Annotated in this window: 3 protein-coding genes; all 3 read right to left on the reverse strand. The window is 29.1% G+C overall.

Features of this window, described 5'->3' with window-relative positions; all coding sequences use genetic code 11:
- Positions 1–140: 140 nt before the first annotated feature.
- The 3 genes from U9R42_03125 to U9R42_03135 are packed head-to-tail and all read right to left on the reverse strand — an operon-like array spanning position 141 to position 4,304.
- Positions 141–1,622 (reverse strand): TolC family protein, encoded by a 1,482-nt coding sequence (locus tag U9R42_03125; GenBank protein MEA3495008.1) that lies wholly within the window; start codon positions 1,620–1,622, stop codon positions 141–143.
- Between the two features lie 40 nt (positions 1,623–1,662).
- Complete coding sequence (locus tag U9R42_03130; GenBank protein MEA3495009.1) at positions 1,663–2,994, reverse strand: ABC transporter permease; 1,332 nt, start codon at positions 2,992–2,994, stop codon at positions 1,663–1,665.
- A gap of 11 nt (positions 2,995–3,005) precedes the next feature.
- Positions 3,006–4,304, reverse strand: a complete 1,299-nt coding sequence (locus U9R42_03135) for an HlyD family secretion protein (protein ID MEA3495010.1) — start codon at positions 4,302–4,304, stop codon at positions 3,006–3,008.
- Positions 4,305–4,568 lie beyond the last annotated feature (264 nt).

The raw sequence follows: 4,568 nt of genomic DNA on the forward strand, positions 1-4,568 counted from the left end.
TTTTTGCGTTCTTTGCGTCTTTGCGAGAAACAAATAAATAAGGATGCAGGATACAGGATACAAGATGCAGGATGCAAGATGCAGGTTCATAAAAGAATGTAGAGCCAAATGGACATTTGTCTATTAAGCATAGAAGCATTTTATTCAATTATTTCTTCAATATTAAAAATTAATTCTTTATCTGATTCAAAATCAAACAATGTGAGTTTTCTTAAATCATAGAAATAATTCCAATAATTAAAAAGAGAATTATAGTATTTCCTCATAGCTTCATCTTTTTCAGTTAAAGCAATATTTAAATCTGTAACGCTTATTTTACCGAGCAAAAACCTTTGCTTAATTACATTATATCTATTTTGTGCAATAGTATCAGATTTTGCGGCAATTAGTAATTGTTTTTCCTGCATATTGAACTGCATAACTTTCAAAAATAAATTCTGCTCAAAATCAATAATTTCCTGCTCAACAGTAATTTGTGTAACATTTTGATTTGATAAAGCCATTTTATATTTACCTTTTCCCAGTCCCCAATCAATAATTGGAACATTTAATCCAAAAGATACTCTTTGTTGGTCCTGAGGTTTATTATAGGCATCAGTTAAATTAAAAGCACTTTGAGTAAGTCCGAAACTTGCGTAAATATCTGCATTAAATGTATTTTCCAATTTAGCTTTTTGAACATCTCTTTCTGCTTCAATTAAATTTATGCTGAGAGCTAAAAGTTCAGGATTATTTTTTTTTGCATACAATAGTGCTTTTTCAAAATCTATTTTCAAATCAGGAATATTTGAAGGTACAATTATTTCAATATCCGTATTAGAAGCCAATCCAAGGAATGATGTTAACTTAAATTTTTTCATTTTAAGGTCAAGTTCCGCATCATTAACAGCAGCATCCGAATTGAGTAAGCTGAGTTCCATTTGAAGAAGTTCATTACGGGCAATTATACCCATGTTATATCGCCCTTTTGCAATTTGATATAGAGTATCATTGTTATTAAAATTAACCAACGAAATTTGAACATTCAACTGGGATTGAGCAAGATTGAAAAAATATCGTATTGCCCTAATCGAAATATTTTCAATATCCAGTAAATAATTTTTTTGCGATTCTTGATAAACCATCGGTTCGATTTTTTTATCCCATTTTAAAGAATTGTAAGAAAAAACAGGCTGTATAATTCCTATGGAAAATGGGGAACTTAAATACGATGTAACTGTTGAATCACCATAAAGGTCAATTCTATCCAGATTGGTATTAAGAAAAAACTTACCACCTGTAAAGCCAAGATTTTTTTCAATTGACAGATTTGCAGATGATGTTGATAATCGCCTTTCTACAAAGGCATCTTCACCACCTGGTAAAGTTATTTTAGAAATTGATCTTTCAAATGATGGTAGCGTTGCTGATAATGATAATGATGGTAAATAATTAGCAAGATGTGTTCTGTATCTCCAATAATAAGCTCTGAATTTATGCCTTGTAAGAAATGACTCAGGAGATTGAGTAGTTGCAATTTCTATAACTTCTGATAAACTAAGTTTGACTTTATTGTCCTGTGCATTTGCAAAATTGCATGTAGATAAAATCGAAATAACAAGTATTGCTTTTAATAACTTCATATTGACTTTTTTAAAAATAAATCTTTCAAGCATTTCATTTTCATTCATATCTTAATGATTCTATGGGGTTTTTTTCTGCAGCTTTTTTTGCAGGCATATAACCGAATATAATTCCAATAAATATTGAAACGAAAAAAGATATTAAAATAGCACTTATTGAAACAATTGTTAATATTCCTGAAACTTTTTGTATCAATCCTGACATAACAATGCCAAGAATAATTCCAATAATACCTCCTGAAACGCTTATCATTATTGATTCTGCCAAAAATTGAATAACAATATCTTTCTTAGTGGCACCAAGTGCCTGCCTTGTTCCTATCTCTTTTATTCTTTCCATAACGGATGCAAGCATTATATTCATAATACCAATACCACCGACAAGTAAAGATATTCCTGCAATAACTGCCAATACAATATTGAAAACGTCTTTGGTCTTTTGTTGTTGTTTTAATAATAATTCAGGTACTGTAATTTCAAAATCAGCAATTCCTGAGTGTCTTCTTAATAACATTCTATCAATAATTTTCGTTGTCGGAATAAGTTGTTCTGTTTCTTCAACCTGTATGGTAATTTTATCCAACTGATTATATTTCCAGTCAGGATGTTCCTCTTCAAAGTATTTTCTATCACTAACCATTTCTGAAGAGATTTTTTCTCTGTTGCTGTAATACATTAACATTGTTTTTAGTGGAATATAAACCTCTGAGTTGGATTTGTTCAACTTCAATTCTTGTAATTTGTTTTCTGAAACAGTCCTGCTTTTGAGAATACCAACTATCTTTAGCCAAATTCCCCCACATTTAATCTGCTTGCCTATTGGGTCTTCAGTGTTGAACAGTTTTGTTTTTAAATTATTACTGATAATACAAATTGGCTTGCCATATTTTTCCTGATAATTACCAAAAAAAGTTCCTTTTTCTAATTCAAGGTTAAATAGTTTGAAATAATATGCAGTAACACCTAATAACTTTACTTCTTCATGCTTGCCTTTATTTATTAAATTAGTTTCAATATTAATTTCAGGTGATACATATTTAATTGTTGGAATAATTTCTTTTATCGAAATTACATCAGCTATATTTAAACCTTTTGAAAATTTTTCTTTTTTATTTTTATCAGATTCATCTTCAGATATTTCATTATTTTGTTTGTCATCCAAAATAGGAGTAATTATTATATTATTTACACCTACTAACTTTATTTGCTCAAGAATTTCTTTTTGAGCACCTTTGCCTATAGCCAACATACTAATAACAGCCGCTACGCCAAATACAATTCCTAAAGCTGTTAGAAAGGATTTTAGTTTGTTTAAAATTATAGCTTCAAAAGCTGAAGATATATCGTGATAATATTTTTCTAAAAATTTCAATGTTTTTAAAATTATTTTTTATTTAAAGAAGATTTCTTTGCTTTAGAAGATACCTCCTTTTTTGAGTCCAACTCAACAAAATTAAGCTTTTCTTCATTTTCAGGAACTGTCAATAAAACTTTGTCTCCTTCTTTAATACCTTCTATAATTATAATTTCATTTTCATTTGATTTTCCTGTTTTTGCAATTTGTTTCACAATCTTTAAAGCACTTTGTTTGTAAATATATATCAAACTATCAGAAGTATTTAAAGCCTCTAACGGAATAGAAACAACATTATTAAAAGTATCTGTTATAATTTTATTACTTGTTGTCATTGCCGGACGCAATATCGAATCGTACTCATTTAGTTGAATTATCACTTCAAATACTTTAGCATTGCTGTTTGGTAGCTGTTCGCCTATATTGGCTATTTCCTTTACAACTCCTGAGTATTTTTTGTCAGGAAAAGCATCAACTCCAACAATTACTTGTTGACCGACTTTTATTTTTCGAATATCAATCTCATTGATAAATGTTTTTGAAATCATTACTGATAAGTCAGGTAATTCACCAACAACAGGATTCCAGGGGCTAATGGTTGAACCCGCTTTAATCTTTCTGCCCCGCCAACTTTTTCTGTAAATTAACATTCCTGCTTTTGGAGCTTTTATTTTAAACTCCTCAATTAACTCTAATAAATTATCACGTACATATTCTTGCTGATTCAATGAGGCAAATACTTCTGTAATTATTGCTTCTGCTTTTTTCTTTTTAAGTATATAATTACTCAGGCTTTGATTATAGGCTCTTTCAGATTTTTCAAGTTCAATTTTATATTGTCGGATTGTTGCGAGCGGTTCATATTTTGACTGTTCATAAGTTATTTTTTTCTCCTCCACATTGAACTTAAGATTAATAAGTTCATCTCTTGCTCCTCTGAGGTTTAAAGTTGTATCAAGTTTTTTTTGAATATATTGTGCTTCTATTTCCTGCAATTTACTTTCAATCTGTTTAAGCTTTGTCAGTACATCACTTTTATCAAGAGTTGCTACATAATCACCTGAATCTACAACCGTGCCTTCAGGTATTATATCATTAATTTTAATATCATTATAAATCCCCGCTCGTCTTATTGACGGACCTAGTATTTTTTCAGAATTTAGTGCCTGTAGTTCACCCGTTGTTGTAACTGAAATTTCAAATTGCCCTTTCTTAACAGATATTATTATATCATCAGTACTACTTTTTTTAAATTTAAAAATAACAAATACAATAATAATCAATAATAATAAAATAAGGAATAATGCTAAAATACGCTTCTTTGACATTTTTTAATCATTTAATAAAAAAACTAATATATAATAATTATAACTAATCTGTATTAAATTTATACCTTAGAACCAAAAGTATTTTTATAAAGCCACAGATTCACAGATTGATTTTACTCGATTTAATGAATTTTTACATAGTGCCTCTAAGAAAACTATCAAATTTTATGATTTCTAAGATTTTTGATGAGATTTTTATTTTTTGAGACGAGGCGATGCCTTAGCATCAGTGAGTTGAGAAAGATAAAAATATCGCAAAAAGAT

The sequence above is a fragment of the Bacteroidota bacterium genome, assembly GCA_034723125.1.
Classification (GTDB): Bacteria; Bacteroidota; Bacteroidia; order CAILMK01; family JAAYUY01; genus JAYEOP01.

Bases quoted from the DNA above. Each gene is read 5' to 3' on its own strand.
- U9R42_03125 (MEA3495008.1), bottom strand. From the start codon at position 1,622: ATGAAGTTATTAAAAGCAATACTTGTTATTTCGATTTTATCTACATGC.
- U9R42_03135 (MEA3495010.1), bottom strand. From the start codon at position 4,304: ATGTCAAAGAAGCGTATTTTAGCATTATTCCTTATTTTATTATTATTG.